Annotated in this window: 25 protein-coding genes and 1 pseudogene; 8 read left to right on the plus strand and 18 right to left on the minus strand. The window is 36.3% G+C overall.

Going from position 1 to position 26,381, the window contains the following annotated elements; translation table 11 throughout:
• Positions 1-77: 77 nt before the first annotated feature.
• On the plus strand, positions 78-1,412 hold the full coding sequence (gene brnQ / locus AKG34_RS19440; RefSeq protein WP_053347618.1) for a branched-chain amino acid transport system II carrier protein: 1,335 nt from the start codon (positions 78-80) through the stop codon (positions 1,410-1,412).
• A gap of 199 nt (positions 1,413-1,611) precedes the next feature.
• Here the strand turns inward: brnQ and AKG34_RS19445 are convergent, their stop codons facing one another.
• The 8 genes from AKG34_RS19445 to AKG34_RS19480 all read right to left on the minus strand — a co-directional run bounded on the left by AKG34_RS19445 (position 1,612) and on the right by AKG34_RS19480 (position 8,917).
• Positions 1,612-3,006, minus strand: coding sequence for an amino acid permease (locus tag AKG34_RS19445; protein WP_053347619.1), 1,395 nt, complete (start codon positions 3,004-3,006; stop codon positions 1,612-1,614).
• 206 nt (positions 3,007-3,212) lie between these two features.
• Complete coding sequence (locus AKG34_RS19450) at positions 3,213-4,172, minus strand: L-threonine 3-dehydrogenase (RefSeq protein ID WP_053347620.1); 960 nt, start codon at positions 4,170-4,172, stop codon at positions 3,213-3,215.
• 41 nt (positions 4,173-4,213) lie between these two features.
• The gene (locus AKG34_RS19455; RefSeq protein ID WP_053347621.1) at positions 4,214-5,404 is read right to left on the minus strand and encodes a glycine C-acetyltransferase; all 1,191 of its coding nucleotides are present in this window, start codon (positions 5,402-5,404) and stop codon (positions 4,214-4,216) included.
• A gap of 525 nt (positions 5,405-5,929) precedes the next feature.
• On the minus strand, positions 5,930-6,355 hold the full coding sequence (fabZ, locus tag AKG34_RS19460) for a 3-hydroxyacyl-ACP dehydratase FabZ (protein WP_053347622.1): 426 nt from the start codon (positions 6,353-6,355) through the stop codon (positions 5,930-5,932).
• Positions 6,356-6,542: 187 nt separating this feature from the next.
• Positions 6,543-7,172 (minus strand): LysE family translocator, encoded by a 630-nt coding sequence (locus AKG34_RS19465; RefSeq protein ID WP_053347623.1) that lies wholly within the window; start codon positions 7,170-7,172, stop codon positions 6,543-6,545.
• A 167-nt stretch (positions 7,173-7,339) separates the two neighbouring features.
• Positions 7,340-7,879 (minus strand): DUF1697 domain-containing protein, encoded by a 540-nt coding sequence (locus tag AKG34_RS19470; RefSeq protein WP_053347624.1) that lies wholly within the window; start codon positions 7,877-7,879, stop codon positions 7,340-7,342.
• 84 nt (positions 7,880-7,963) lie between these two features.
• Positions 7,964-8,479 carry a histidine phosphatase family protein gene (locus AKG34_RS19475; RefSeq protein WP_053347625.1) on the minus strand — a complete coding sequence of 172 codons (516 nt, stop codon included), beginning with the start codon at positions 8,477-8,479 and terminating at the stop codon, positions 7,964-7,966.
• 108 nt (positions 8,480-8,587) lie between these two features.
• Positions 8,588-8,917 (minus strand): MazG nucleotide pyrophosphohydrolase domain-containing protein, encoded by a 330-nt coding sequence (locus tag AKG34_RS19480; RefSeq protein ID WP_053347626.1) that lies wholly within the window; start codon positions 8,915-8,917, stop codon positions 8,588-8,590.
• Between the two features lie 97 nt (positions 8,918-9,014).
• On the opposite strand from AKG34_RS19480, the gene AKG34_RS19485 reads away from it, so the two are divergent.
• Complete coding sequence (locus tag AKG34_RS19485) at positions 9,015-9,596, plus strand: LOG family protein (protein ID WP_053347627.1); 582 nt, start codon at positions 9,015-9,017, stop codon at positions 9,594-9,596.
• Positions 9,597-9,932: 336 nt separating this feature from the next.
• On the opposite strand, the gene AKG34_RS19490 is transcribed toward AKG34_RS19485, so the two are convergent.
• Positions 9,933-10,517, minus strand: coding sequence for a LysE family transporter (locus AKG34_RS19490; protein ID WP_053347628.1), 585 nt, complete (start codon positions 10,515-10,517; stop codon positions 9,933-9,935).
• A gap of 110 nt (positions 10,518-10,627) precedes the next feature.
• Here AKG34_RS19490 and AKG34_RS19495 point away from each other — a divergent pair, with 110 nt between their 5' ends.
• Both AKG34_RS19495 and AKG34_RS19500 read left to right on the plus strand, forming a co-directional pair.
• Positions 10,628-11,182 (plus strand): helix-turn-helix domain-containing protein, encoded by a 555-nt coding sequence (locus tag AKG34_RS19495; RefSeq protein WP_053347629.1) that lies wholly within the window; start codon positions 10,628-10,630, stop codon positions 11,180-11,182.
• Positions 11,183-11,491: 309 nt separating this feature from the next.
• Positions 11,492-11,638, plus strand: a pseudogene (locus AKG34_RS19500) (IS5/IS1182 family transposase); the annotation flags it as partial.
• 135 nt (positions 11,639-11,773) lie between these two features.
• Here the strand turns inward: AKG34_RS19500 and AKG34_RS19505 are convergent.
• The 3 genes from AKG34_RS19505 to AKG34_RS19515 form a co-directional block, all read right to left on the minus strand.
• The gene (locus tag AKG34_RS19505; protein ID WP_053347631.1) at positions 11,774-13,540 is read right to left on the minus strand and encodes a GMC family oxidoreductase; all 1,767 of its coding nucleotides are present in this window, start codon (positions 13,538-13,540) and stop codon (positions 11,774-11,776) included.
• A gap of 165 nt (positions 13,541-13,705) precedes the next feature.
• On the minus strand, positions 13,706-13,978 hold the full coding sequence (locus tag AKG34_RS19510; protein ID WP_053347632.1) for a hypothetical protein: 273 nt from the start codon (positions 13,976-13,978) through the stop codon (positions 13,706-13,708).
• A gap of 183 nt (positions 13,979-14,161) precedes the next feature.
• Complete coding sequence (locus AKG34_RS19515; RefSeq protein WP_053347633.1) at positions 14,162-15,397, minus strand: chloride channel protein; 1,236 nt, start codon at positions 15,395-15,397, stop codon at positions 14,162-14,164.
• Between the two features lie 512 nt (positions 15,398-15,909).
• Here AKG34_RS19515 and AKG34_RS19520 point away from each other — a divergent pair.
• The 4 genes from AKG34_RS19520 to AKG34_RS19535 all read left to right on the plus strand — a co-directional run bounded on the left by AKG34_RS19520 (position 15,910) and on the right by AKG34_RS19535 (position 22,046).
• Positions 15,910-17,406 (plus strand): helix-turn-helix domain-containing protein, encoded by a 1,497-nt coding sequence (locus AKG34_RS19520; protein WP_053347634.1) that lies wholly within the window; start codon positions 15,910-15,912, stop codon positions 17,404-17,406.
• A 173-nt stretch (positions 17,407-17,579) separates the two neighbouring features.
• Complete coding sequence (locus AKG34_RS19525) at positions 17,580-18,944, plus strand: MFS transporter (RefSeq protein WP_053347635.1); 1,365 nt, start codon at positions 17,580-17,582, stop codon at positions 18,942-18,944.
• 130 nt (positions 18,945-19,074) lie between these two features.
• On the plus strand, positions 19,075-20,607 hold the full coding sequence (gene hutH, locus AKG34_RS19530; RefSeq protein WP_053347636.1) for a histidine ammonia-lyase: 1,533 nt from the start codon (positions 19,075-19,077) through the stop codon (positions 20,605-20,607).
• Between the two features lie 539 nt (positions 20,608-21,146).
• Complete coding sequence (locus tag AKG34_RS19535; RefSeq protein ID WP_053347637.1) at positions 21,147-22,046, plus strand: DMT family transporter; 900 nt, start codon at positions 21,147-21,149, stop codon at positions 22,044-22,046.
• Between the two features lie 158 nt (positions 22,047-22,204).
• Here the strand turns inward: AKG34_RS19535 and AKG34_RS19540 are convergent, their stop codons facing one another.
• The 6 genes from AKG34_RS19540 to AKG34_RS19565 all read right to left on the minus strand — a co-directional run bounded on the left by AKG34_RS19540 (position 22,205) and on the right by AKG34_RS19565 (position 26,055).
• Positions 22,205-22,384 carry a helix-turn-helix domain-containing protein gene (locus AKG34_RS19540; protein WP_053347638.1) on the minus strand — a complete coding sequence of 60 codons (180 nt, stop codon included), beginning with the start codon at positions 22,382-22,384 and terminating at the stop codon, positions 22,205-22,207.
• Positions 22,385-22,593: 209 nt separating this feature from the next.
• The gene (locus AKG34_RS19545) at positions 22,594-22,860 is read right to left on the minus strand and encodes a CPCC family cysteine-rich protein (RefSeq protein ID WP_053347639.1); all 267 of its coding nucleotides are present in this window, start codon (positions 22,858-22,860) and stop codon (positions 22,594-22,596) included.
• Between the two features lie 273 nt (positions 22,861-23,133).
• Positions 23,134-23,571, minus strand: a complete 438-nt coding sequence (locus AKG34_RS19550; RefSeq protein WP_053347640.1) for a hypothetical protein — start codon at positions 23,569-23,571, stop codon at positions 23,134-23,136.
• Positions 23,572-23,873: 302 nt separating this feature from the next.
• Positions 23,874-24,692: a class I SAM-dependent methyltransferase gene (locus AKG34_RS19555; protein ID WP_053347641.1), complete on the minus strand. Its 819-nt coding sequence runs from the start codon at positions 24,690-24,692 to the stop codon at positions 23,874-23,876.
• 147 nt (positions 24,693-24,839) lie between these two features.
• The gene (locus AKG34_RS19560) at positions 24,840-25,274 is read right to left on the minus strand and encodes a MarR family winged helix-turn-helix transcriptional regulator (RefSeq protein WP_053347642.1); all 435 of its coding nucleotides are present in this window, start codon (positions 25,272-25,274) and stop codon (positions 24,840-24,842) included.
• A gap of 358 nt (positions 25,275-25,632) precedes the next feature.
• Positions 25,633-26,055, minus strand: coding sequence for a UPF0715 family protein (locus tag AKG34_RS19565; RefSeq protein ID WP_083450853.1), 423 nt, complete (start codon positions 26,053-26,055; stop codon positions 25,633-25,635).
• Positions 26,056-26,381 lie beyond the last annotated feature (326 nt).

Consider the following 26,381-nt stretch of genomic DNA (forward strand, 5'->3'; position numbering starts at 1 on the left):
TTTTGTTCGTGTTTAATTTTTAGAAAATTTAATATTTTTTAAAAATAGTAAATTTTAGTTATTATGGAGGTTTTAATTTGTCTAATAAAGTACCATCTTCATTTATAGTAGTGATTGGTTTCATGTTATTCGCACTATTCTTTGGGGCAGGAAACTTAATTTTCCCGCCGATGCTTGGTCAATCAGCAGGAATGAATATCTGGACTGCTAATGCCGGGTTTTTAGTAACAGGGGTTGGATTACCGTTACTAGGTGTGTTGGCACTTGGTTTTTCTGGGAAAGATGATTTACAATCATTAGCAAGCCGCGTACATCCTGTGTTTGGGATTGTATTCACAACCGTTCTTTACTTAGCAATCGGTCCATTATTTGCAATGCCTAGAACAGGAAACGTTTCTTTTGAAATAGGTGTAAAACCATTCTTACCCGAAAATGCTGGGCCGCTTCCTTTGCTTATTTTCACAATCATCTTTTTTACAATTACGTGTCTTCTTTCGCTCAATCCCGCGAAAATTGTCGAAATTGTGGGGAAAATATTAACACCTATTAAGTTAACGTTCATCGGAATCCTGGTAGTAGTAGCTTTTGTTAATCCAATTGGGGATTTTCAAGCACCTGCTAAGGACTATACAGTTCAACCATTTTTTAATGGGTTTAGAGAAGGTTATTTAACAATGGATACTCTTGCATCTTTTGTTTTTGGCATCATTATCATTAATGCCATTAAAGAAAAAGGAGCAAAAACAAAAAAACAAATTATGATTGTTTGTGGAAAAGCAACTGGAATTGCTGCCGTTATCCTAGCAACCATTTATACAGCTCTTTCTTACATGGGTGCTTCAAGTGTAGAAAAACTTGGACACTTGGATAATGGAGGTATTATCTTAGCAAAAGTCTCGGATTACTATTTTGGAGCTTATGGTGGGATATTATTAGGATTAATGATTACAGTAGCTTGTATTACAACGAGCGTAGGACTTGTTACATCTTGTTCTTCGTACTTCCATAAACTATTTCCAAAGCTACCTTACAAAACAATTGCTATTTGTTTATCGATTTTTAGTGCAATAGTTGCCAATATTGGACTAACACAGTTAATTGCATTTTCTGTACCTGTAATGACAGCTATTTATCCATTAGCCATTGTATTGATTTTCTTAACATTCCTTCATTCTTTATTTAAAGGGAAGGCTGAAGTTTATCAAGGTAGCTTACTTTTAACTTTTATTGTCAGTTTATTTGATGGATTAAATGGAGCCGGTATACACATTTCATCCATTAATAATTTCTTTAATACAATTCTTCCTTTGTACGAGGTAGGACTAGGGTGGATTATTCCAGCTATTGTTGGAGGATTCATAGGGTATGCCGCTAGCATATTGAAATTCCGTCTTAATCATCAAGTAGATTAATTAATTAAATCATGTATTTAAAAAAGCAGTCTAGGATTAATGCCTAGACTGCTTTTTTATGAATATGGATATAACAAATGATCTCAAATTAGTCGACCACTTTGCATCAGAACTAATCTACGCATTTCATTTCAAAAAAAAGGGCTGCCGTAGCAACCCTGGTTTTGAAGTAAATCAATAATTTATAATCCAAAGTGAATTATAGATTAGCCACTTTATCATCTGTCTGAGCAGCATCTACTGGTATACGTTTGTCTATTCCAAAAGCGTAATAACTAATTACAACGATACCTAGAAAACCAATTCCTACAATAAGCGATATACGTGTTTCATCATTAAACCACATTCCGATTAATACCATAATTAAGAAAGCAATGGTCAAATAGTTTGTAACAGGTGCAAAAGGCATCTTGAATGGATGATTGACCATTTCAGCACTTTTTACTTTTCTGAATTGAATTTGACTAATCAGAATGACAAACCACGGAATCATACCAGGAAGTACACTGGCACTGTATACATGCACAAATAAATTTTCTGGTGCAATATAACTTAAAACAACGCCAATTGCTAACCCAACAATCACACCGAACGTACCGAATAAAGGGACACCACTATTAGATACTTTCGCAAAGAATTTTGGCGCTTGTCCATTTATTCCCAAAGTATAAAGCATACGTCCTGCACTGTAGATACCACTATTGCAGCCTGACATTGCAGCTGTGATTACGACAAAATTAATAATTCCAGCTGCTGCTGTAATACCAACTTTCGCAAAGGTTGCAACAAATGGGCTACCAATTGAACTTAGTTGATCCCACGGGTAAACGGTTACAATAATAAAAATCGCACCGATATAGAAGATTAAAATACGCCAAATGGTACTTTGAATCGCTTTAGTTATCGTGTTTTGCGGATCTTTCGCTTCCCCAGCTGTAATCCCGATTAGTTCTACACCTTGATACGCTGCAACAACTAGTGAAAGAGCAAAGAAGAACCCTTTCCAACCGCCTGTAAATAAACCACCATGTTCCCATAGATTTGATAACCCTATCGCTTCTCCTCCGTTACCAATTCCAAAGAAAATAAGTCCAAATCCTGCAACAATCATTAATATAATTGTTACGATTTTAATCAGTGCAAACCAAAATTCAATTTCACCAAAAGATTTAACAGAAATTAGGTTCGCTGCTCCTAGAATAACCATTGCGATCAAACCTGGAATCCAAGCAGGAAGATCAGGGTACCAATACTGCATGTACGTCCCAACTGCAATAATTTCAGCCATCCCAACAATAACCCACTGGAACCAGTTACTCCATGCAGTCATATACCCTGCTAATGGATGAATATACTTATAACCAAATGTTGCAAATGAACCTGTACTTGGCTCTAAATACAACATTTCCCCCATTGCACGCATAATCAAAAATATAAAAATCCCTGAGATTGCATAAGCTAACATTACGGACGGACCTGTCCATTTGATTGCGCTGGCTGAACCCATAAATAAACCAACACCAATTGTACCGCCCAAAGCAATCATCTGAATATGACGACCTTTCAACTCCCTGTTCAAATCTTTGTTGGCCATTCTAATTCCCCCTACACTACTAGTTGTTGAAATTTGATGCACGGCATATCGACCGATTGTTTAATTTTATACGCCAATAGAAAGCGCTTACTTTTTAATGGCTGTAAAAGGTGCATCACATAACGTTTAAAAAAAATTCAAAACATCTGAATATAGTAACTCGAATAAAAGAGTTTTACAACTCTTTTATTCGGCTAGTAGCTTATTTATGCGGTAACTAAAAGTGACTTTACTCTCAGCTTTATCAGCATATCCCTCGTCATTTTCTCCAAATCATATTCCGCCTTAAATCCCCATTCTTCCTTTGCACAAGTTGAATCTATTGTATTAGGCCAACTGTCGGCAATAGATTGTCTTGCAGGATCGACCTCATAATTCATGACAAATTCCGGAATATGCCTTTTAATCTCGGCTGCAATTTGCTCCGGATCAAAGCTCATAGCAGACACATTGAAAGAATTCCGATGTTTTAATTTTGAGGCATCTGCCTCCATTAATTTAATGATGGCAGCTAAAGCGTCAGGCATATACATCATATCCATATACGTTCCCTCAGCAATGTAAGAAGTATATCTTTTGTTTTTAATCGCTTCATAAAAAATTTCAACTGCATAGTCGGTTGTTCCACCGCCAGGAGGTGTAACATACGAAATCAGTCCCGGGAATCGAAGACCTCTCGTATCAACCCCAAATTTATGATGATAATAATCACATAATAACTCTCCGGATACTTTATTCACTCCGTACATCGTATTCGGTCGTTGAATGATGTCTTGTGGAGTCAAATCTTTAGGCGTGGTTGGACCAAACGCGCCAATAGAACTAGGTGTAAATAATTGGCAATCGAGTTCTCGTGCCGCTTCCAAAGCATTAACCAATCCGCCCATGTTTAAATGCCAGGCTAAAAGAGGCTTCTTTTCAGCTGTTGCTGACAATAATGCAGCTAAATGAATAATCGTATCCACTTCATGTTTTTTTGCCATATTAAACATCGCTTTTTCATCTGTAACATCTAAAATCTCAAATGGACCTGATTGAACAATATCGCTTTCTGTTTTTCGAATATCTGTTGCAATGACATTGTCAAATCCATAAATCTCTCTCATTTTCAGCGTTAGTTCTGAACCAATTTGACCTAAAGCCCCTGTTACTAAGATCTTTTTCATCAAAAATCCCTCCCCTTTTTCACTCTGCAGCAAGCAATTCCTTAAATAATCGACATCTCTTTTCCTACTTTTTCATAAATGGCTAATGCACGATCCAGCATCTCTTTTGTATGAGCAGCTGTCGGCATATTCCGCACTCTTCCTGTTCCCTTTGCAACAGTAGGAAATACGATGGATTTAGCATACACACCTTCTTCATTCAGCCTCTTACTGAATTGCTGTGTTTTTGCTTCATCTCCTATTATGCAAGGCGTAATCGGTGTTTCGCTCTCTCCAATATCAAACCCTAATTCTTTTAGGCCCTTTTTCAAGTAATTGCTGTTTTCCCACAGCTTATTTTGAAGATCTGAGCTATTCATCAAAATATCAATGGCTTCTAAACAAGCTGCAACTGCTCCTGGTGTGACAGCCGTTGAAAATAAAAACGGACGGCTTCTCACTTTTAACCAATCGATTAAATCTTTCTTTCCTGCTACATAGCCTCCTACAACACCAATGGCTTTGGATAATGTTCCAATCTGGAAATCCACCTTATCCGATAACCCAAAATGTTTTACTGTTCCTGCACCATTGCCTAATACACCCGAACCATGCGCATCATCAACATACGTAATTAAATCAAACTCTTCGGCAATCTCCACAATTTCAGGAAGCTTGGCAATATCCCCATCCATCGAGAAAACTCCATCGGTAATGATCATGACTTTGTTATACAATCCGGACTCCTTTGCTTGACGTGCTTTTGTCCGTAAATCGTCCATGTCGGAATGTTTAAAGGGAATGATCTTTGCTTTAGATAATCGACATCCATCAATGATAGAAGCATGATTCAGTTCATCTGAAAGAATGGCATCATGTTTATCCATCACTCCTGAAATCGCTGCCATATTACAATTAAATCCAGATTGGTAAGCAATGGCTGCTTCTGTATGTTTAAATTCGGCAAGCTTTTCTTCTAATTTGACATGAATATCTAATGTTCCGTTGATCGTACGAACCGCACCGGATCCGACACCATATTTTTTCGTTGCTTCAATGCATGCCTCTATTAATCTCTGATCTGTTGCTAAACCTAAATAGTTATTGGATGATAAATTAATTAACTCTCTGCCTGCAATGGTAATTACCGGACCATTTGGACCTTCTACCGGATCAATAACGTTGTAAAGTCCTTTTTCTTTTAAATCTTCCAAATTTTCATTCAAAAATTGATTTAATATTTCACTAGACATTTCATATACCCCCTTATTGATGGTTGGAATAAATGCAGGATTTTTTTATGATTTACCTCTATTCTCAAACATTGCATTTAAGAATATTGAATTTTACTCATTTTCAAGAAAATACATGTGTCCTCTCCAAAAATACACGAAGAAGTAACCTAAATCCTTTTGTACTAATAGTTATAAGAATCATAATAATAGATAAAATTATAGTTGTCCATATTGTGTGGACAAAAAAATTTTGGAATTTTTGTAGCTTTGTAATAAATCCCGCTCAAAAATGCGTTTAAATCGTAGAAAATACGAAGAGAATGCCATCATCAATTTCGTAGTTAAACATGGAGATAGATGTGAAAAATGAATACTAAAGGCAGTTTTCTTGTTTATTAAAGTGAACTTCGAAAGAGCCCTGTTCAGTACATGTGTCATCGCATATGAAATATGTTTTAAAAAAAAGAGTTGACATGAAATTTGTACCTTTCTTAAACAAAAAAAGTCCCCAGAAGGAAACTTTTACCAAAAAAATAATAACTTTTAATCACCAAATGCAAATATTATTTCTGTTTCGCAAACTAATTCCCCATCAACTGTAGCTATACCTTTGCCTTTCCCAATAGGACCTTTTAATCGCCTGATTTCAACTTCAAGAAGGAGTTGGTCTCCTGGTTTTACTTGCTGTTTAAAACGACATTTATCTATACCTGCTAAAAGCCCTAATCGTCCTTGGTTTCCTTCTTTAGTTAACATCACAACTGCACTTACTTGAGCTAATGCCTCTACAATTAATACACCTGGCATAACTGGATAATTGGGGAAGTGCCCGTTAAAAAAATCCTCATTTGCTGTAACATTTTTTATACCAACTGCTCTTTTTCCTTCTTCTAGTTCCAAAATCCTATCCACTAAAAGAAATGGATAACGATGTCTAATTACTTCCTTAATTTTTTGAATATCTAACATCATTAAGGCCCCCATAACAATAATAATATTTTATTACTAACTATTCATTTAATTCTATCATCTGGTATTAATAGTTGGTACTAAAATGATCCTTCTTCAACCTATACTTCCCTTTAATCCATAAGAAAAGGAGCTGCTGATCAGCTCCTAATACTGAAAAAAATCACCCTAGTTGAATAGCTTTAATTTAAGGTGCTTTTGTTTGAAATAGCTTTATTCCTAATCCAATAAAAATGATACCCGTTAATTTATTTAATAAATATTCAATTTTAGAATTATTCCTTAACTTTTTAGTTACATATGAAGAAAAATTAACGACTATTAAACACCAAAAAGTTCCCGTCATAACAAATGAAAGACCTAAAATGATAAAAGGAAAAGGACCATAGGAATTATCTGTTGCAATAAATTGAGGCAGAAAAGAAATAAAAAACAAGGCAACTTTCGGATTAGCAACGTTTGTGATAAAACCTTGCATATATATCTTTTTTATAGATAAATCTTTTGTAGCAGAAAGCTTCATATTTGATGAGGATTGAAATAACATCTTCACTCCAAGATATACTAAGTAAGCTGCCCCTATTATTTTAATAGCAGTAAATAATACAACCGATGTTGTTAAAATAACCGATAAACCAACAGCTGCTAAGAAAGTATGAACTAATGAACCAGTAGAGATACCCAGTACAGAGTATATCCCTGCTTTTCTTCCTTGCGATACACTTTTACTTACTATATACATAGTATCGGTTCCAGGAGTTATATTCATCAGGAATGCTATTAATAAAAAAAGTCCAAAACTCGTAATGCCAAGTATTGTCGTCCCCCCCCTTTTAATTATTAGCTAACTACACTTCACCAAAATCATCCTTATTGAACTTAACTTCCCCTCTAGCTCAATTAGAAAAAGGTTGCAGTAGCCCCCCTGTTAGTAAAGCACTGGTTTGTTGAATAACTTATTTTATCTGAATTTCTTCAAACTACTCATTGCATCGCTTTTACCATGGTTTCAAGCTTTTTGATCGTTTTCCAATTACGTGCTGTGGCTGGAACACCTAACTTTTGAAGCTGTGAAGAAAGCTTGGAATTTCGAACACCTTGACGTAAATATAGATAAACTTCTTTACCCTTTATATAACATTCTTCCATTTCACTTTTAAAGTCGAGTAAATGATTTATACCTTCCATTGAAGGCTCTTTTGCCAAGAGAGAAAGGTGCACACTCTCACCTTCCAATAACAAGTTAACTGGGTATGGACAATTGTTAATAATCTGTTCCAACTCAGTAACCGTTCTCAAGATAACGGTTACTGAAAAACCAAAATAATTTCTAATCTCTTGCTCAATTTGATGTTGTAATTGTTCTGCATTTTCCTCAGACTGAAATACAATATTTCCACTTTGAATATAAGTATTAACTTTATCTAACCCCATATTTGTTAATAAGTTCCTTAATTCTTGCATCTTTATCTTATTGTGTCCACCTACGTTAATCCCTCGCAGAAAGGCGATATAGATAGTCATTTTTGCCCCTCCTTTTTTTCATTTCACATTTGACCTATTTCTAGCATTAACCCCTACCTCCACCAATCTGCCCTTCTAGCTATATTAATTTAAGTGAGATGTACTATTAGTAAATCGGATAAGTTGCACGTTCCTAATATATTCAAGGAGATGAATTCCTGTATTATCAGAATTAAACCATACATTATTATTAACTGTTGGTAATTGCAGAAAACTTTCAATAATTTTAGTTATCATTCCACCGTGTGAAATGATAGCAATTCTATTGAACTCTTTACTGTTTTCTTTAATAAAAGAAAAAATTTGTTCACCACGAACCTTAAATTCTAGTTTACTCTCAGTTTCTTGCTTTTCTATAAGGTCATCTAAGTATTCCACTGGGCAACCGATAGTATTGGATAGAATCTCAGCTGCTTTACTAGCTCTTTTCAAAGTACTACTCCAAATAAAATCTGGTGGAAACTCGTTTAACACACGATTAGACATTTTCTTAACTTGAATGAGACCTTTACTTGTTAATGGTAAATCAGTAGAACCTGTGTAATCCTTCTCTAAAAAGTCATCTTCTGATTCACCGTGACGAATCAATAAAATTTGCATTTAATCACCTCTACTTTATTTATATTCCTATATAAATTCTTCAAGGTACTATATGATTCCTCTTACTGGTTCAACTGCTTAACTTTATCAGGTTACTTAATTATGATTCTATACGCTATTCGCATTAGAATAGCGTTCAGATAGTTTCTTTTTATGGGCATTAAACACTTCTTCTAAAGGGATGTTGTACTTGTTCGCAATCACAATTAAATTACCTAACACATCTCCTAATTCTTCGGTTAACTCCTGTTTATTCTCCTCAAACGAACCACTTACTTCATCTGGTCTATCCCTGCCAATCTCAAGTGAGCGAATAGCCCGTGCGACCTCGCCAGTTTCTTCTGCTAAAAAGCCAATTCGAATAAAAATGTCTAATTCAGACCAGCCCCTTGCTTCATAATAATCTCTTACCCATTGTTGAAATTCAGTTACGTTCATATTAATCCACCTTCCATTTTAATAATTTAAGTTTAACAAAATTCCCATATTTCTGTATGATAAGTAAGGAAGACTACTTAATAGGATGTGATATTAATTGAAGACTCTAGCTGTATTTTGTGGATCAAGTAAAGGAGCATCTAATGTCTATTTAGAAGCTGCAAAAAAACTGGGTAAAGAACTGGCTAAACGTCATATTACACTGGTATATGGGGGAGCATGTGTAGGAATTATGGGGGCAGTTGCAGATTCCGTTTTGGAAGCGGGTGGAAAAGTAATTGGAGTAATGCCTAGTTTTCTAGAAAAAAGAGAAATCTCCCATAAGAACCTAACCGAACTAATTGTAGTGGACTCCATGCATGAAAGAAAAGCAAAAATGGCAGAACTTGCCGATGGTTTTATAGCTTTGCCAGGTGGGCCAGGAACATTAGAAGAGTTCTTTGAGATTTTTACCTGGGCTCAGTTAGGACTTCATCATAAACCTTGTGGACTGTTAAATATTAATCATTATTATGATCCTCTTGTTGCTTTATTTAATCATATGTCAGATGAACAGTTCCTGCATGAAAAATACCGTTCTATGGCGCTGGTAGATGTAGAACCAAATGGCCTACTGGATCAATTTAATACATATGAACCACCAACCGTAAAATCTTTTATTACTGAAAAACAAACCTGATTATTCAAAAAACAATAGGCCCGCACTCTTCTGCCCCTTTAGTTGAAGAAGTAAAAGTCCTGGTTCATATCCAACAGGATTTTTATCAAACTTTATTCAAAGTCCACAAAAAGTCCCTATCAACATAGATAGGGACTTTTATTATTTTGATTTAGCAAACTACGATTCTTTTGGTTTTTTGAAGAGCTGCCTAAATATCCAAAAATGATAATGGGCACTTGGTTTACTTTCCTGTTTGTCAATTCACTTCATATTATAAGAACAATTATCAAAAATCATTTTAGTCATTACAAACTCATTTCACCTTAGTAAGTATAACCTATTATATGACCTGTTTTATTCTACAAGAATCGAAATTGCACTATACACTAATAACAAAGCCATAATTAGATTAAACTGACTTCTATACTTTTTTAGGAACCTTTGAAACAGCGAACCAAACACACTCCAGCTCATAGTACTAAGAAAACCAACAAAAGCTAGAAAAAATGAAAAAAATAGTAAGCTGAAATTTGAAGTATGATATGGAATGATAAAGGTTGATACTGCTGTTATGCCATATAAAATACCTTTCGGATTTACGAATTGTAAAAGCATAGCTGAAAGAAAACGGTTATTTTTATCCCCATCATCGTCTTTAGTATTATTTTTACTACTTATTATTTTGATAGCCAGATACAACATATAGATTGCAGCTAGGAACGTCATAATAAATTCAATTTTCGGAATGAAATTTTTAAGCAAAAGATTAAAATAACTGGACAATATCATGATTACAAAGAAACCTGCACCTACTCCTAAACAAAATCCAAGTGTCTTTTTAAACCCGTATTTGTTAGCGAATAACATTGCCATAATATTATTAGGACCTGGTGTAAAACTAGTAACAAAAACAAATAGCAAAAACGACAATAAAGGCATATTGGGCCCTCCTTCTGTGATGTATGTTATAATGTCTAAAATGAACAATATAACGATTTACTTTTTATTGTACAATACAGACGTTATATTGTATATAAAGGAGTGTATTTATGGAGGAAATAAATCTTATCCTTGCAAAAAACTTAAAAGCCTTTAGAGAAAGTAAAAAATTAAGCCTTGAAAGAGTCGCAGAGCTGACCGGAGTAAGTAAAACAATGATTGGTCAAATTGAAAGAGGAGGATCGAGTCCCACTATTACAACGATCTGGAAAATTGCAAATGGCTTAAAGATCTCTTTTACTTCTCTAATAAATAATCCGCAGCCAGATACAAAAGTTGTTCTAAGAAGTGATATTCAAACATTATCTGAAGACAATGGAAAATATCGAGTCTATCCCTACTTTCCCTTCGAAGATGATAAACGTTTTGAAGTTTATTCAATCGAGATAGAAAAAGGTGGATTCCTAAGTGCTGATTCGCACAGAGAGGGAACTGAAGAGTTCTTAACTGTTTTTGAAGGGGAACTAACTGTACGTGTAAATAACAATGAATACACAGTAAGAAATGGTGATTCTATCAGATTCAAGGCTGACAAACCCCATGACTATCTTAATTCAGGGGAAACATTAACTCGATTAAGTATGATCTTATATTATCCAACTTAAAAAACCCCGTCTTACAAGAACGGGGTTTCAGACTGTAGACAAACTCGATGAAAATCGAGTTTGTCTACAGTTTTTTTGAGGGGTTGTAAAAATTCGAACGTTGATTGGAACGTAGGGCACTCGCTTTCCGCGGGCGGTCAGGGAGCCTCCTCGGCGCCTTTGCGCCTGTGGGGTCTCCCTTGGACACGCTTTTCCCGCAGGAGTCTCGCACCTTCCGTTCCAATCAACTTTGTTTTAACAATTAGAAATAACTTTTGACTACAGTTTTTTTGTTTTAATATAGGAGTATTAAAACTTGAGGGGATGACGATGCTTTCGAAACATAATTCTATTCAGCGGGATCAACTTGAAATGATTACTTTGGATCAACTGGTGCCAGCGAACCATTTGGTTCGTAAAATTGAGGGGGCCATTGACTTTACTTTCATTTATGACTTGGTGAAAGAGATGTATTCTGAGATAGGCCGCCAAAAAGGCGGCCTTTTTATGGCGCTAACGCACCAGTTAGTTGAAGAAGAAGGTGTTATTTTCTACTTAAATAAAATGTAAACCCTCTCTTAGAGTCTATAATCCAAAATTTATTCCCTGGTTTTACTCGTCTGATTCACTTTCTTCGAAATCCTCAAATTCATCATCATCAACTACGATAGGGTGAGGATTATTTTGAATGAATCTTACAGCATTTAAACCGATCATCTGAGCAGGTATTGAAGTGTTACCGTCTGGTAAAATAGGAGCGACAGAAAGATCAGCGACTTTAAGATTTTTGGTACCAAAGACATTTAGGAATTCATCGACAACTCCTTTTTTAATTTTCTTCGCCATCTTACATTGCCCGCCATAATGGAAGAAATTCGAATAAGATGCTTTGACATAATCTCCAAGCTGCTTTCTTTTTTCTGCCTCATCCGTTAAAGTGAAGATTTGCTCCGGAGGGTATACCACTTCATGAATGCCGCTGTTATTTTTTCTAGCCTCTTTAATAATATTGTAAGTGTTGATATATTGATCCACCATGAAATCTAGATCATTCGTATCTGGCTGTAACGGATTGAAGGAAAACGACGGAAGAGCTCCTGGATCGCTATGGGAGGCCATAATTGTCCCCTTACTTCTTGGGTTAAGGTCTATAATGCCAAAACTCATGATATTGGTAGGCTTGGTTAAATCTTGATTCCACGCATTACTAGCTATATCCGAAGCAGGAATAAATAGGGGTGCTGGGGCTCCTATCAGTTGAAGGCGTCGGCCCTCCAAACTATCCTTATGCTCTGCTTTAAAAGCACCTAAGGCAATAGGCTGATTAGGATCGGCTACAGCTATAGGAATTATCTGAGATGTATCCACCCTGACTCCCAGGCCGGCATACGCTTGAGTTTGCAGATTGTAACCAACATTTGGATTTTCAATCAATGGTGTAATCCCTGCGTTAATCAAATCACTGGATTTGCCAATCCCTGATCGTTGAAGGATTACTGAGGAGGAAAATCCTGCCGAAACGATAATACCTTTTCGGGCAAACGTTTTATAAGAAACACCGTCCTTGATATATTCAACTCCGATCGCAATCATCTGCCCTTTCTTTTTCTTAAATAAGATTTTGTTCACCGTTGTTTTAGCGAAAATGACCAACTTTCTCTTTCCAACTCCAAACTCATCTGGATGAAACTCGTTTCCCTGACTAACAATACTCTCATTTAAATATCCTGTTGCGGTCGAAGAACGGGTAGTGGTATTACCAACCTCCTTCTGGTTAAATTGGGATTTGTAAAAAGTACAGTCACGTGCGTCTGTGTTATAGTCCTCAACAATGTCAATGTCCAATACTTTGGCTGTTGCATTTGTCAACGTTTGTATGAGCCCATTCGGAGGAATATGCTGTTGTCTAACAAATATTGGCCCCTTACTTCCCCTTTCGTTCGGGCTTTGTGTTTGTCCAGTAAAGGTTTCATTTTCGATAAACAAAGGACGAATTTGGTTGTAGCTCCATTGGTCGTTATCAACAAGATCAGCCCATTCGTCATACAGCTCTCTACTCCCGCGGACAGAATACATATCGTTAACTTCTGAGCTTCCACCAATGGCCCGCCCATTAACCGTAATAAGCTGCCGTAGAATGGATGACTCTATTCTGGATAGAAGGTTAGAGGCAAACTTATTATCACTGGCCAAAATAATGGCATCTAAAATATTCGGGGTGCTTAACTGAGCAGTCATATTTGTTCCAGGCTCAAACACAAGTACGGAAGTTTTTCGGTCATCCGTTAATTTCTTAGCGACTACCCCACCTGCCGTTCCAGCTCCTATGACAATATAATCAAATATATTGAATTTATCAGTACCAGGTCTTATACCCATACGTATCTATCTCCTTTCATTAAATTAGTTTATGTTCATAGAAGTCCGAGGTAATGGGGTATAATCTATTTTTCATAAATTGTGTCTTATCGCACTATCCTGCTCCTTTAGCTCCATAAGAAAAAGAGCTGCCGAAGCAACTCCCTTATTGAAGTAAAGCATCCATTAGTTCATTAATATGTCTATCCCCATTCCACAAAACATTATAGTTAGTATGAACCAAAATATATAATCTCTTTTTTTAACAATGTAGTTTTCAATTCCTGTTAGAAGGATGATTATGCCTGCAATTAATCTTAAAATTCCAGAGTGAATATAATCTATACTGTCATAAGTTTGGAAATATAATATTATTGCAAATATTATCAATACCCATTGTATAAACAGAATAGGTTTATTTCTGTCATCCCAAAATTCTTTTCTCAAAAAAGAACGCATTATTTTATCTCCTCAATCTAAATCAAAGTCTACTCGTATTATAAATTGTAATAAACTAACCTTCCCCTTTAGTTCCATAAAAAAAAAGAGCTGTCAAAGCAACTCCCTTTATTGAAGTAAAGCACCTGTTAGCTAAGTACTGTTCTTCACAAACATCTAACTTCCCAGCGTCTCCAACTAAAATTAAGCAGTTATTTTTTGCGGAAATTTTTTACTTATTTTACTTAACCAAATAAATAAAACCACAATGATTAATATAACCGGGGCTAACTCTTTTGGGAAAAATAGCATTAGAGACAGCCCTACTAATAAAGGTGTCTTTAAAATAGCAATCGAAGCACTACTACCTACAACAGCTACAATAAAGAGCATATCTAGTTGTGGAAAAAAAGTCGCGATAGCGTAGCCTTGTAAAATGGAAGCAAATATAACTGGTAAAATACTCCCACCAATCCAACCTGACTTTAAACAAAACTCCATAAAAATCAGTTTTAAAACAGAACCCAAAATTAAAGTAGCAATCGAAAGTGTCGGTACTAAACTAGGTAAATCTCGCATAGAAAGCTGGCCGGAAAAAAGTAGATTAGGAGCGATTAAAGACATCATACCAATACCAATACCACCGATAACAGCACTTAAAATAATTTTATTGTTCAATTTAGAAAAGAATTTATTCATTGCTCTTTCCATTAGTTCATAAAGTTTACTAAAAAAAATACCAAACAATACAAAAGGAATAAAAAGAAACAATTCATCCAATCCCCAACTAGTTTCCCCTAACTTTGTCACAAAAGGGGGTTGTTCTGATATTTTAATTAAATACATAAAGGTCACCATACCGTTAACGATAAATAACATATATAATAATTTCTTAAATAAAAGCAGTTTTTTCTCTTGAGGAGCCCGATCAGGATCATAGGGAATAAGGTAGTTATGAGGTAAAGCTAATTTTTTTAGTCTAATTAACCAAGATTCCTTTTTCCATTCGTTGTAGGAAAAATAAAAGTAACGCATTTTATCTCCCTGCCATACCGATAACGCAATAACAGAACTTAATATGGCTGCTGCAGGACCTACACTTGCACCAAAGATTAAAATTAAAAAAGCAATTAAAAAATTGAGACATACATATGAATAGTCAATTCTTTGAGTTGTTTTTAATTCAACAATAGAATCAGAAGCTGTTTTAGGTAGATTCCCCCACTTATACCTGCTAACACCTACTAAAACACCACCAAAAATACATAAAAATAATGTATAAATGGAGGGTACTTTTAATTTATTGGATATGTCAGTCCATAAAAAATCTGTCAAGCCATTAACTAAAATTAAAAAAACAGAAGAAATAAAACCGATTATCCCACTTAGAATTAAGCCATAAACAAGTAATCTGATTATTTTAATATACTTCTCAGTCAAAATAAAATTCACCACTTTATATATATATTAAGACTCTCTCTTGTTGCATTAAGTAACTATATTCATTTGAAATACTAATAATTTTAATTATGTCGAAATAATTATACTAGACTTTACAATGAAAGGGTTACTTTAATGTGTTCTCTTTTCGGAGAGAACACATTAAATTTCAAGTGAAATAACACTTCAATTAGCAGCTTCATTGGAGTGCTATTTTTGTTTTATCTCATAAACTTATCTATTAGAAGTAATTTTGTTATTCAACTAGCCTGCCCGTGGGACATGATCTGAAAATTTTAGAGAAAGATATTGACATCCTATTAGCTGGTATCGTTTCATTAAGTAGCGTGTGCGTTAATGGATGTAAAATTCATACATAAGTTGTTTAGAATTTCATCATAATCAGTTTTTTTGCACCAGAACCCTTAATCTGATAGACACTGTAGTGATGAAAATAAGCTTGGTTTGGCGATAATTAATAAGAAAAAATCTATTATTAAGGGAGTACCTGTATGGTTAAATTGTTAATTGCTGATCGCGATCAAAATGAACGAACAGGGATTGGCTGGCTAGTTTCTTCGTTTTCGATTCCATTTGATCACATTCTATTAGCAGGCTCAGTATCTGAGGTATTTCATCTAATAGAGGCCGAAGTACCAGATGTTGTTTGCATTGAACTCGATATGATTCCAAAGGATGCGTGGGACAGCTTTAAGGAGCTGACCAAACGGTACATACAAAAGGTCATTGTCATGACGGCTGAAGCCACATTTGAACGTGCGCTTCAAGGCATCGAGCTTCATGCCTATGATCTATGGGTAAAACCTCAGTCGCCTGACCATATCAAACGAGTATTAACCCAGTGCTGCAAGGCCGTTTCAAAAACTGAGGAGAAACAAGAGCCATCGGCTCAAATTGAGGTTCCTTCCGTATCTTACAGTTCTCTATTCGTGCATCAAGAAACGTTAGGCGCCAATTTCCGATTAATGCTGATGCAGTTGGAAAATTCGAAGAAACAACCTATACTGCTATCTTTTTTACAAGAATATCCATTTAAGAACCGACCGGTTGTCTTGCCGCTAAGCGACATGATCGTTTCTGTTTTTTCATTCGATAACCAGCAGCCACAGCCACTTAAACAATTAAAGCACATAGGCAATCGGATTCTAACCGAATGGGAAGAGCAGTTTTCGGAGCCCATGTCACTAGTTTTATATGATACTAATGACCCGTTGCTTTCGTTAAATGAAAAATATCTTCATGCGAAGCAAGCGCTAGAAATTCGTTTTTTCAAAGGGTATCGGCAGCTTTCGGTCATTGAGGATAAGGTGAACTGGGTTATGATCGATCCGTTTTTAACCCCGTCTGAACAGCGCGAATGGATTGACATGCTGAACGAAGGTGACAGGGACAAAATTAAGCAGTGGATGTATAAAGAATTTTTGAATAAGGCAGATCCCTATCCCGAGCCAGGTTTATTGCGAACCCGGTTAACAAGCTTATTAGCCCAAGTCCGACGCTTCATGAAGTCATTTTACCTTGATGAAGGGATGCTTGAGAGACGTTATCATCAAGTATTTGAATCCATCCTATACAATCCGATTCTATATCGGATCGTCCAGGAGTTATTGCTGTTTTTATATGAAGTTCTTGATCGGGCAAATAACAATCAAGAAAACGCTCGTACAGATGTGATAGAGCAGGCCATCCGGTACATTGAGGAGAATTTTACTAACCCTAAGCTAAGGCTTGAGGACGTTGCGAACCAAGTAAACAGAAGCGCAGCGTATTTTAGCTCGCTCTTAACAAAAAAACAAGGAAGCTCGTTCCGACAGCTATTAACAAAGACACGGATAAACGAAGCGCAGCGTCTATTGATAGATACAAAACTCTCGATTCAAGATGTAGCAGATAAAACAGGATTTATAAATGCAAATTACTTTAGCAAAATTTTCAAGGAAAAAACCGGTACAACCCCTCGTTCATTTAGAAATCGTAAAAAAGTATAGAAATCTAAAATAATTATAGTTTTCAAATGTAAGCGTTTTACATTACACTTTAAATTCGAAAAAAATTAGAAAAATTCAAAAAATAGACGTCTGTTTTCAATCGCTTTCCTTCTCTAAACTAGAGAAGTAGGAAGTGTCCCAAAAATCAAATATTGAAAAGGGGAAAGACGCTTATGACCGAACAAAAATTTAAGATGGATGACGCTCCACTTAACAAGTTCCATATGAAAATTACAGCGCTTACTTTTGGCTCTAATTTCTCTGATGGGTATGCTCTTGGGATTATTGGAGTGGCTCTTACACTCCTTAGCCCACAAATGGAACTCAATTCGATGTGGGTAGGACTAATTGGAAGTTCTGCTTTGGTCGGGCTCTTTTTCGGTAGTCTAGTACTTGGAGGGTTATCTGACCGCATAGGCAGACAGAAAATATACCTGCTTAACTTCTTATTGGTCACTATAGCTTCGTTGCTGCAACTATTTGTGGATGGTCCCGTAGAGTTGTTAATTTTGCGGTTACTGATAGGGTTTGCTCTCGGAGGCGATTATGCAGTCGGATCGACTTTACTTGCCGAGTTCTCGCCTAGAAAGTATAGGGGGTTCTTACTGGCTTCTCTAAATGTGCTCTGGACGGTAGGTTACGTCTCTGCAACCATTGTCGGATATTATTTAGGACAAGCTGGTCCGGAATCATGGCGTTGGATGCTTGCTAGTGCTGCAATCCCTGCATTCATTGTGCTGATACTGCGAATCGGAACGCCTGAATCCCCACAATGGCTCATCAGCATGGGACGTATTGATGAAGCACGCCATATCGTAAAGAAGTATATCGGGCCGAATGCGGAAATCGACGAAACTGTTATGGAGACTCAAAATAAAAATGGCTTTCGTGCTCTTTTTAACAAAAAATTCCGGAAGCGAACAGCTTTTGGAAGTCTATTTTATGTCTGTATTGTCATTCCGTACTTTGCCATCTACACATTCCTACCGTCTATCTTAAATAGTATGGGTTTAGCAGAAAACTTCACTGTAGACTTGTGGTTAAACATATTCCTAATCTTGGGTTCGATTGCTGGTCTTTGGCTTATGGAGAAATTTTCTCGCAGAGGTTTCACGATTAGTACGTTTGCAATCCTGACCGTCTGCTTGCTTATGCTTAGCATTTTTCACGAACCTAAACTTTTAGTAATTCCGATTTTTCTGGCTTTTACTTTTATATTATCAGCAAATTCAAATCTTACGCTAACATATCCGGCCGAACTTTTCCCAACCGAAATTCGCGCATCTGGGATTGGTTTTGTGACAGCGTTCAGCCGAATTGGTTCTGCTATCGGGACATTCCTCCTGCCCCTTAGTATGAACACTATAGGGTTGGATGCCTCGATGATTGGAATGACGGCTATTCTGTTAATTGGAACTATCATTTCGATTGCCTGGGCACCGGAGACAAAGTCACTCTCTTTAAGTGAGGCAAGTAATCCTTTTAATGAAGCAAGTAATTCAAACTTAACCCCCTTGAACCATAAGAAGATTAATTGACATGAAAAAAGGAATACCTCTCCAATTCTCGAAAGAGAGGTCTCGTTGCGAAATTTTACTAATCCAAAGGCTTAAACATTATAAAAGTTAATGTTTTGTCAAGCTGCACAATATAGGAGATGAGTTTATTATGAAAACACTAGAAAAAGTAATGATAACTGAAGATGATTTTAGTATCGGGGATTTGATTTCAGTAGCAAGGCATCATGCCCCTTTGGAGCTGTCTATGAGTGTAAAGAAAAGGATTAGCCAAGGAAGGGATATAGTCGAGCGTTTTGTCGAGGAGGAGCGAGTCATATACGGAATTACGACCGGAGTAGGTGAGAATTCAAAAATAAAAATTTCAGCCTCTGATTCGAGAGAATTGCAAAAAAATATAATTATGAGTCACGCTTGCGGTATGGGCGATCCGTTGGAGAAGGAAATAGTAAGGGCAATTATGGTGATGATGATCAAAAATTTATCCCTTGGTTATTCTGGAGTAAGACTTGAAACGGTAGAGAGATTAGCAGAGATGGTGAATAAAGATGTCATACCATTCGTCCCTCGAGAAGGTTCCCTAGGTTACTTAAATCATCAGGCACATATCAGTTTGGTCCTTTTGGGGATGGGTGAGGCCTATAATCAGGGCGTACTAACAGATGGCGAGACGGCTTTGAAGAAGGCCGGAATCAAGCCAATCGAACTGCATGAAAAGGAAGGGCTTTCTTTGATTAATGGCACGGTAGATATGACTGCAATTGGCGCTCTAGCTGTTTATGATGCCATTAATGTTCTTAAGGCGGCAGACATTGTTTCGATAATCAGTTTTGAGGCGCTGAAAGGAACATACTATGCCTTTGATCCCAAAATTAGTCAAGTAAAACGTCATCCTGGACAAAAAAAGACAACTGATAATATTCATAAGCTGATAGAAAACAGTGAGATCACGGAAAAATATAAAGATTACCGCACACAAGATGCTCTTAGTATTAGGTCCATTCCACAAGTGCATGGAGCTTGTAAAGACGCTGTTGATTACGTTCGGACGATTGTGGAGAGAGAAATGAATTCAGCCTCAGATAATCCGTTGGTGTTTGATGATCAAGAGGGTGCAAGAGCGATATCCTCTTCCAATTGTCATGGAGAAGCGATAGCCTTAGCCATGGACTTTCTGGCAATCTCTCTATCTGAATTGGCCAATATTTCTGAACGAAGGATTTTTAGACTCGTCTCGCCTCAGTATAGCGAGCTGCCACCGTATTTAATCGAGCAAAGTGGGCTTAACTCGGGCTATATGATTCCGCAATATGTCGCGGCGTCATTGGTTTCTAATAATAAGGTTTATTCACATCCGTCGTCTGTGGATTCCATTCCGACAACCGGGGGACAGGAAGATCATGTAAGCATGGGGACATCTGCAGCTTTAAAGGCACTGAAAGTAATCGCCAATACTGAAAAAGTGATTGGGATCGAATGGATGTGCAGCTGCCAGGGGATTGAATTCCATCAGCCGTTACAGCCTGGAACAGGAACGGCTGCAGCCTGCGATTTGTTTAGAAAATATGTGCCTCGCCTTGAGCAGGACAGAATTTTATACAAAGACATGCGTACAGCTGCGGAACTGGTTCATTCAGCAGAAATTGTAAAGCATGTAGAAGCAAAAATCGGTCCTTTGCAGTAGCTTTGAAACAAAGTTTGATCAAACTAATATAAGAAACCTTGATAAATGAATAAATAGAAAGGGCATGTTTTGAAAAAAGATTAATCAAAACATGCCCTTATAATATTTAATTGGATCATTCTTTTATAAAAAAGATTGATTATTTTTGTGTTCCTTAATGAACTAACGCACCCGTTAGTTCATTAAAGCTAGTTTTTTATTTGTGATTATTTAATTTGCGAAGAAGTAAGCCGCAGTGTTGGAAGAACAAAAGAGGAAGAGGAATATATTTTCAATGAAGTTTTATCCCCAATGTTAGTAGGAGGATTTACAACAGTGACAATCGCTTCTGTTTTCATTGCAGGAATTGTTATGAGTACGCTTTAATCAAAGAAGTGGCCATCTAGAGGGTAATAAATAAGCTTGCAGGCCGAAAGTTCCAGAGTGATGGAACATTTGGTACAGTATTACCTTTTATATTTCTTAATATGCTGCGTTTTCTTGGCTACAACTATATGACAATGTTGATTAATTAAAAAATTTGATTGGAGGTAGAAGATATGAATAAGAAGGGTTTTTTGATAGCAGCCATCGCAATCATTTTATGGGGATCTTCATTTGCCGCTATTCGTGCAAGTTTACTTGGAGGTTATTCTGCAGGACATTTAGTACTCATTCGTTTTCTTATAGCTTCTGGAGTTTTTATCCTTTACGCTCTGTGGCCTAGCACCCAATTCCGGTTACCGAAAAAAGAGGATATTATTAGAATATTAATTCTTGGATGGATTGGTATAAGTGTCTATCAGTTAGGCGTAACATATGGAGAAGAAACAGTTTCAGCGGGTACTGCCGCTATGCTAATTGCATCAGCACCAGTTTTTACCGCGGTAATAGCTGTTCTAGTATTAAAGGAGCGTCTAAGTTTCTTTGGATGGGTTGGTTTAGTCATTGGGTTCCTTGGCATCTTTCTTATTACATTGGGAACTGCAGGTTCAACCTTTAACATCTCAAAAGGGGCCTTTTTAGTATTAATCGCCTCTGTTGCAACATCAGTTTTTTTTGTTTTTCAAAAACCGCTTTTGAATCGTTATACACCAATTGAGTTGACGGCTTATTTTACTTGGGCTGGTACCTTACCATTTTTCATATTCTTTCCAGGGCTCTTTCAAGGTATTCAAGAGGCTACAATGGTAGCAAATTTATCAGCATTATATATCGGTATTTTTCCAGGAGCCGTCGCTTATGTTACTTGGGCAATTGCTCTCTCATTAGGTAAAGCGAGTTCTGTTACCAGCATGATGTATATTGAACCAGTATTTGCTATTATCGTTGCCTGGATATGGCTTCAAGAACTGCCAAGTACTCTGTCCATAATTGGAGGAATTGTTGCTATTTCGAGTGTTGTTATTGTCAACGTGTTAGGTAGAAGGAGCAGTCCAGTGCTAGAAAAAAGTGCTTAGTGTAGGAAAATTAGCATTTTCTCTTCTAGAAAATGTCTTAGCGTATAATAATCCGCGAAATGTCGGCGCTACCCCAATAAGGGGTACCAGTGTCTCATATGACTTGTCTCAAAAGTCTTATCGTTGTTAAATCATTCATTTTTAACCCTATAAATAGCTTAGCGTTGTAAATCCGCATTTTCGGGACTGGACCCCTCCTTAACCATTCTGTAAATAGTAGCCCTGGGGATCCCTGTCATTTTCACAATATCATTAACGCTCATTCTGTTTGTTTCCCGGTTATTAAATAGCTTAACAGCTTGCCTTATTTTCTTTTCGTCTTGTCCTGGCCGTCCCATGTGCTTACCTTCTGTAGGGATTGATCAAAAGGTCCTCCTGAACCCCCATATTAGCGTAAATAAAAAGAATTCATTTTGAAAAAAATGATCAAAATGGATTTTTTTCTAGTGATCCTTAATGAACTAACGCACCCGTTAGTGCCATAAGAAAAAGCTGCCGCAGCAACCTCCCTTATTGAAGTAAAGACCCGTTAGCTTAAAAACTTTCTCTAAATAAACGGTTTCCAATTAGGGTCTTTTATATCTTTCTCATTTGGCTTTCTTACAAACTCAATACAGCCTTCTTCGCATGCCCCAAACTTAGCGAAGTTTTTTTGTGCTTGGCTTAATGAAACTTCATTAGCCCCGCCTTCGTAATCAGGGTCTCGAAATTGAACACCGTCATCTTCCCAAAAGCATATTTTGCAAATTGCATATGTATCGGTTGGTTCTTCATCTAATGTTTTATATCCACAGCAAGGACAAGTATATTTCATACAATCACCTCGATACTTTTTATGAATTTTACCATGCTTTCTTGTTCAACTAAACTGCCCCATTAGTGCCATAAGAAAACGGCTGCCTCAGCAACCTGCCTTATTGAAGTAAAGCACCCATTAGTTTAAGTACAATTCTTCACAATCTGCTTCGTAAGTCAAAAAAGCAAAAGGCGATGCCCTAATTCAAGCATCGCAACCGTAAATTGAATAAACGTTTATACTCTTGATACCGAAATGATTCAAATACACTGTCTGAGGGATAATTTAAACTCATAAAAACTTTTTTTCAATTTCATTAAAAAAACCTTCGGATATTAGTTCAAAATCTTTCGCATACAATTTAATTTCATCTCCAACTTTATACTTTAAAACTGACTTAGCTGGTTCATACTTGATTGTTTTATCGGATCCCATTTTACTGTTGTTATTCATTATTGAATCACACAAAATTCTAACTTCATTCAATGGATTGCCATCCTTCTTTTCTAACCCCCTCATTCTATGTAAAAAATAATCGTTTAAGGCTAAAAGCATGTTATTAAAGAAGTTGGGTTCAAACATTTCAATTGCAGAATTAAGTTTCGCATTATCAGACCCACCTTGTTCTTTCGATGTTGTAACCAAGTCTTTATATGTTGAAAGCAGTAAATTAATTTTTTCTCGGCATTCATCTATATATTGTTGAGAATAGTTTTTCACAGCAAGCATATTTTCCATCCCTTCAACGTTTATAATAAATATTTTACAACATTTCCCTTATGAACAATTATAACCCATTTAATGAAAACATATTGCTTTTCTGTTCCTTTAGTCGATTAAGGAAACGGAGAAATATCCTCGAAGGTAACGCACCATATAGTTTAAGTGAAATACTTCACAAATTATCTGGTATAGTGAAAATATTAAAAGGCTGTCTAGTATTTTCGACATTTGATATCGTAATTCCTTGAAGGGGTTACTTGTGAAGTAGCGAAAGCTTTAGACCTATTAGAATAAGGCTAGATTCGACATTACTTTCTCTCGAAACGCAAATGAACAAACTTCATCATCTTTAATAAATCTACAGCCCTCACCATTACACGAGTTCCACTTTCCCACTTCTTGCTTGCGGGTATACCTTTGAAGTACGATTCGCAGGATAATACCTTGATTTTTGACGACCAGCCTTCAAATACTTTTGGATTGTTGACATAGAAATACATTTTTGCGCCCTTGTTCCCCGTTTTTTCCACCGTACGATTTGAAGTCTTTAACGCAAATTTTGATTCCGCATCGAAGTACAACTCCCCGCCTGGAAAGCGAAGCCCCATTTCCTGAAATATTCCTTTGAGTTCACTCTCCTGAAAATAGTAGAAAACACCGGCAGATACAAAAAGTATGCCGTCTTCCTCATTAAAAATCACATCATCAAACCACGAAACATCAAAAAATGATTTGGCAACGCTGATATTCCTCGGAGAGTCTGCGATAAGAGTTTTGCGGAAAGCTATCGCATCTGGTAAATCAAGGTTGTACCAGTTAAGTGTGCCATTATCAACTCTTGAAAATGTAGTATCAAGTCCCGCGCCGATGTTTACAATAGTGGCCCGAGGATGTTTTTCTATAAAAGCTCGGATGGTATCGTCAACTTTTTTTGCTCGGACTATATAGCTTATGCCTCCGTACTCTCCAAATGTATTGGATATTTCGGTAAAATTAAAATCACAACCTGCAATGATCTCTATCGCTTCCTTGTCGTACAAAATTTCTGGATTCTTCTCACTGGCAGTGGCGCGTCCCCAAAGAGGTATTAGCATTGTACCTTGAACAGATTGTAAATTTAATGACATATTTATCTTTCCTCCTTATTTTAAGCTATCATTACGAATTCTTCATACAGAAGCGATTTCGCCGAATTAATTAATAGAAGGAATAATTGAGCCGATAATAACTCCTAGACTTATCATTGAAGGCACGCTCACGTTCAGTCATATATATCAATCCTCCATTTTTTTAAGCAGGTAATTCACTTTATGCAAAGCGTATTGAAGATCCAGTTGCTCTTCACTATCTAACTTGGATAGGTCATTGACGAAGTTCTGATAAATTTTCGTCCATTTTTCTTGTTGTGAAGTTTTTCCTTTCTCTGTTAACTCAATTACAAACGACCTCTTATCATTCTTATTTTGACTCTTAGTAATGTAACCCTGATCAAATAAGCGCTTAAGCAAGTCTGTCATTTGCTGTTTGGGTACATCTAGGCCTTCACTTATTTGTTTGATAGTCCGGGGATTATGATTCATAAATACGAATTCTAAGATTTGGTTCTGTAAATGCGTTAAGTTACTAGATTTTTGATTCATTCGCTGAAAACTCTTAAACAAATTAGGGATTAACTCGATATATTCTTTACTAACCTGTTGAATAGTCATTGATTACCTCCTAATATAGTAATGTATTATATACCAAATTGATTAATAAACAAACTTTTTTTCGTATTTAGTAAATAAATCATTTACTAAATGTTGATTTTTTTGTATAAAAAACTTATGAAAATACAACTGCACTTTTTGTCCAATAAAAAAGAACTGACTAATATCAGTTCACGAGTTCTTGTACACGTTAGCTCTAAAGGAAATTCAAAATCGTTTAACAACCGTTGTTTAGTATTATACTTCCTCAAACAGTATTATTTATTGAAATCGTTCCTTATTAAACTAACTGCCCCTTTAGTTGCATAAAGAAAAAACTGCCTTAAAGACAGCTCCGACCTTCAGCTAACGCACCACGTTAGCTAATTTTCTTTTGTAAGAAGACAGAGTCCCAAAACCAATAAATAGCTGCTGCTGCAAAACTTAAACCGTAATATAGTTGGGTTTTAACTAAATATGTAGGTTCCCTTTCAAATAATATTCCATTAAACAAAATTACTGCTACAAAAGAAAGTACCGTGTAAATTAAAAGATAAAATACATTAAATTTTCTCGGACGTTTATTACATGTAATTTGCAATGGTACTGCAAAAAGTAAGTAAGGTATGACAACATAAAAAGAATAAATAATAACAGGCAATGGCCGCAACCAAGAGATTTCTCCACTAAAAAGAATTATAGAAACAGAAAAAGAGATACAAGAAAAGAATAGACAAAAGAAATAATACGGTATTACGTCGCTAAGTTCAGATACTTTTTCGCTTAATTTCCCAATCCCCAATTTTACTCAACCTTCCAAAATGATAGGTATATTTATTCCATTTTAACATAATTCTTCAACTAACCTGCCCCTATAGTTGCATAAGAGTTACTGTTGCTCCTTTTTGGGTGATCATGGTCATATACGGCAGTTAGAGAAGGGTTTTTGGCATACAAGGTTGCCGAAGGAATTCAAGTTACAAATGATCTCCCTAATAGTTACCCCCAACAAAGTAGAAGATTTGACGTCCTGCTTTGTTGGGGGTTTTTTCCTCTGCATAAAATTTTTCAATTGACTTATTGAAAAAAATAAAATAGAATTCAAAGTACTTCTTTTAAACTACTCTA

The sequence above is a fragment of the Peribacillus butanolivorans genome, assembly GCF_001273755.1.
Lineage (GTDB): Bacteria > Bacillota > Bacilli > Bacillales > DSM-1321 > Peribacillus > Peribacillus butanolivorans.

Excerpts from the sequence above, each read along its gene's own strand:
- AKG34_RS19445 (WP_053347619.1), bottom strand. The coding sequence starts at position 3,006 with ATGGCCAACAAAGATTTGAACAGGGAGTTGAAAGGTCGTCATATTCAG.
- AKG34_RS19450 (WP_053347620.1), bottom strand. The coding sequence starts at position 4,172 with ATGAAAAAGATCTTAGTAACAGGGGCTTTAGGTCAAATTGGTTCAGAA.
- AKG34_RS19455 (WP_053347621.1), bottom strand. The coding sequence starts at position 5,404 with ATGTCTAGTGAAATATTAAATCAATTTTTGAATGAAAATTTGGAAGAT.
- fabZ (WP_053347622.1), bottom strand. The coding sequence starts at position 6,355 with ATGTTAGATATTCAAAAAATTAAGGAAGTAATTAGACATCGTTATCCA.
- AKG34_RS19470 (WP_053347624.1), bottom strand. The coding sequence starts at position 7,879 with ATGACTATCTATATCGCCTTTCTGCGAGGGATTAACGTAGGTGGACAC.
- AKG34_RS19475 (WP_053347625.1), bottom strand. The coding sequence starts at position 8,479 with ATGCAAATTTTATTGATTCGTCACGGTGAATCAGAAGATGACTTTTTA.
- AKG34_RS19480 (WP_053347626.1), bottom strand. The coding sequence starts at position 8,917 with ATGAACGTAACTGAATTTCAACAATGGGTAAGAGATTATTATGAAGCA.
- AKG34_RS19490 (WP_053347628.1), bottom strand. The coding sequence starts at position 10,517 with ATGCCTTTATTGTCGTTTTTGCTATTTGTTTTTGTTACTAGTTTTACA.
- AKG34_RS19495 (WP_053347629.1), top strand. The coding sequence starts at position 10,628 with ATGGAGGAAATAAATCTTATCCTTGCAAAAAACTTAAAAGCCTTTAGA.
- AKG34_RS19505 (WP_053347631.1), bottom strand. The coding sequence starts at position 13,540 with ATGGGTATAAGACCTGGTACTGATAAATTCAATATATTTGATTATATT.
- AKG34_RS19510 (WP_053347632.1), bottom strand. The coding sequence starts at position 13,978 with ATGCGTTCTTTTTTGAGAAAAGAATTTTGGGATGACAGAAATAAACCT.
- AKG34_RS19520 (WP_053347634.1), top strand. The coding sequence starts at position 15,910 with ATGGTTAAATTGTTAATTGCTGATCGCGATCAAAATGAACGAACAGGG.
- AKG34_RS19525 (WP_053347635.1), top strand. The coding sequence starts at position 17,580 with ATGACCGAACAAAAATTTAAGATGGATGACGCTCCACTTAACAAGTTC.
- hutH (WP_053347636.1), top strand. The coding sequence starts at position 19,075 with ATGAAAACACTAGAAAAAGTAATGATAACTGAAGATGATTTTAGTATC.
- AKG34_RS19535 (WP_053347637.1), top strand. The coding sequence starts at position 21,147 with ATGAATAAGAAGGGTTTTTTGATAGCAGCCATCGCAATCATTTTATGG.
- AKG34_RS19540 (WP_053347638.1), bottom strand. The coding sequence starts at position 22,384 with ATGGGACGGCCAGGACAAGACGAAAAGAAAATAAGGCAAGCTGTTAAG.
- AKG34_RS19545 (WP_053347639.1), bottom strand. The coding sequence starts at position 22,860 with ATGAAATATACTTGTCCTTGCTGTGGATATAAAACATTAGATGAAGAA.
- AKG34_RS19550 (WP_053347640.1), bottom strand. The coding sequence starts at position 23,571 with ATGCTTGCTGTGAAAAACTATTCTCAACAATATATAGATGAATGCCGA.
- AKG34_RS19555 (WP_053347641.1), bottom strand. The coding sequence starts at position 24,692 with ATGTCATTAAATTTACAATCTGTTCAAGGTACAATGCTAATACCTCTT.
- AKG34_RS19560 (WP_053347642.1), bottom strand. The coding sequence starts at position 25,274 with ATGACTATTCAACAGGTTAGTAAAGAATATATCGAGTTAATCCCTAAT.